This window comes from uncultured Leptotrichia sp. (assembly GCF_938036635.1).
In the GTDB taxonomy this organism is placed as follows: domain Bacteria; phylum Fusobacteriota; class Fusobacteriia; order Fusobacteriales; family Leptotrichiaceae; genus Leptotrichia; species Leptotrichia hongkongensis.
On sequence record NZ_CALHQO010000226.1, the window covers coordinates 1 to 2,559 of the forward strand.

General features: G+C 32.7%; 2 protein-coding genes. Both read left to right on the forward strand.

The features are described from left to right. On the forward strand, nt 1-802 hold an 802-nt coding region (locus Q0370_RS04365), incomplete at its 5' end, for an ABC transporter ATP-binding protein (RefSeq protein WP_299572626.1). Further along, a complete protein-coding gene (locus tag Q0370_RS04370; RefSeq protein ID WP_299572628.1) occupies nt 795-2,315 on the forward strand; it encodes an ABC transporter permease/substrate-binding protein in 1,521 nt (506 codons plus the stop codon). The genes Q0370_RS04365 and Q0370_RS04370, both read left to right, overlap by 8 nt. Nucleotides 2,316-2,559: the final 244 nt, after the last annotated feature.

The following is a 2,559-nucleotide window of genomic DNA, read 5'->3' on the forward strand; positions in this document are numbered from 1 at the left end:
GTATCCGAATGGAAATGAAGCTGTAAAAGATATAAATTTTTCGATAAATGAAGGAGAATTTATTGTGTTTATCGGAACTTCGGGAAGCGGAAAAACTACAGCTTTGAAAATGATAAATAGGTTAGAGGATGCGACTTCTGGGAAAATAGAAATAAAGGGGAAAAATATTTTTGAATACAATATTCATAAAATGCGTTGGAATATGGGTTATGTCTTACAGCAAGTGGCTTTATTTCCACATCTGACAGTAGAAGAAAATATAAGTATCGTGCCTGAATTAAAAGGTTGGAAGAAAGAGGAGATTAAGGCAAGGACAGAAGAACTTCTGGAAATGATTGGGCTGGAAAGTGAAAAATATCTGAAGAGAATGCCGTCTGAACTGTCTGGCGGGGAAGCACAGAGAATCGGAATTGCAAGAGCATTAGCGGGGAATCCTGAAATTATACTTATGGATGAGCCTTTTAGTGCGTTAGATCCGATTACAAGGAAAAGTTTACAGAAAGACATAAAAGAATTACAGCAAAAAATTAATAAAACGATTGTTTTTGTAACGCACGATATCGAGGAAGCCTTTTATCTGGGAGACAGGATTTTTATAATTAAGGATGGGAAAATCCTTCAATCTGGAACGGAATCTGAATTAATTAATAATCCGAAAGATGAATTTGTAAGGGAATTTATCAGTTTGGAGCAAAATAAGAATGCTGAAAATGAAATTGATAAAAAAATTATTGAGAAATTAAAGGAAAATGGGGAATATGAGAAAATGATTTTAGAAATTAAAGGAGGGAATAATGAATAATAACTTTTTTCAAGTATTTTATGAGCGTAAAGAGGAGTTTTTCAAGGCTATTCTTGAGCATATGCAGATTTCATTTTATGCACTTGTAATTGCCTTGATTATTGCAATTCCGCTTGGAATTTATTTGACATATAAGAAGAAAATAGCAGAAATAATTATCGGACTTACAGCAATAATGCAAACTATACCTTCACTAGCATTACTTGGATTATTGATTCCAATTATGGGAATTGGTAGAAAACCTGCAATTGCAGCACTTGTAATTTATGCATTGCTTCCAATTTTACGAAACACATATACAGGAATAAATGGGGTAGATCCAGTATATATGGTGGCTTCAAGGGCTATGGGAATGAATAAGGCACAGCAGCTTTTTAAAGTTCAGCTGCCACTTGCAATGCCTGTAATTATGGCAGGAATCCGTACAGCGACAGTGCTTATCATTGGAACTGCAACACTTGCTTCATTAATTGGTGCAGGAGGACTTGGAAAACTGATTCTGCTTGGACTTGATAGAAACAATATGAACTTAATTTTGCTTGGAGCAATTCCGTCTGCATTGTTAGCAGTTTTATTTGATTTTGTACTGAAAAAACTGGAAAATAAAAACTGGAAAGTAATTGTAATTTCATTTATAAGTCTATTTATAATATTTTTTGCTGGAAATTTAGTTATGAATAAGCAAAGCAAAAAAGATAAAATTGTAATTTCAGGGAAATTGGGAACAGAGCCGGAAATATTGATAAATATGTATAAACTTTTGATTGAGGATGAAATGAATGTGGATGTGGAACTAAAAGCAGGATTTGGAAATACATCGTTTAACTTTAATGCCTTGAAATCAGGAGATGTTGATATTTATCCTGAATTTACAGGAACTGTAGTATTTACATTCCTTAGCGAAAAACCAGTCAGCAATATAAAAGAGCAAGTTTATGAGCAGGCTAGAAATGGAATCTTGAAAAAATATGATATGGTACTATTAAAGCCGATGGCATACAATAACACTTATGCAGTTGGAGTGACACAAAAATTTGCAAGTGAAAATAATATTACAAAAATATCGGATTTAGCACGAGTGAAAGATAAAGCAAAAGTTGGCTTTACACGGGAATTTGTTGACAGGGAAGATGGTTATAAAGGAATGAAGAAACTTTATAATTTTGAATTTCCTAATGTTAAGGAATTTGAACCAAAATTAAGGTATGTGGCGGTGCAAAGCGGAGATATAAATGTAATTGATGCTTATTCTACGGATAGTGAGCTTGAGCAGTATAAAATAACAGTTCTTGAAGATGATAAGAATTTATTCCCGCCATATCAAGGGGCACCTTTAATGCGAAACGAAACTCTGAAAAAATATCCAAAATTAGAGCAAATATTGAATAAATTACATAATAAAGTCACAGATGATGAAATGCGTAAAATGAACTTTGAAGTAGGAGTCAATGGAAAAAAAGCTTACGATGTGGCAAAGGAATATTTGATAAAAAATCGATTAATAAAAAAATAAATTTTAAATATGTTATACTAACCCTTCTTTAAATAACAAATTTATTTAAATATTTTTTCTTTAACAAAAACCGACGGAGCTTTTATTTGTTCAGCTACGATTGTTTGACGACTGAAAGGAGGAGTTTCGGAGTTGGGCAAATAAAAGTCGGAGTCTAGCCATAGGTGCAGGATTTGCGGCAATGAGCAATCCTGCGAAAAAAGAAAAAAACATATTAAAAATAGTAAGAACTATTATTAAACAA

What these genes read in the sequence shown, in the direction of transcription:
- Q0370_RS04370 (WP_299572628.1), top strand. Translation starts at nt 795, where the DNA reads ATGAATAATAACTTTTTTCAAGTATTTTATGAGCGTAAAGAGGAGTTT.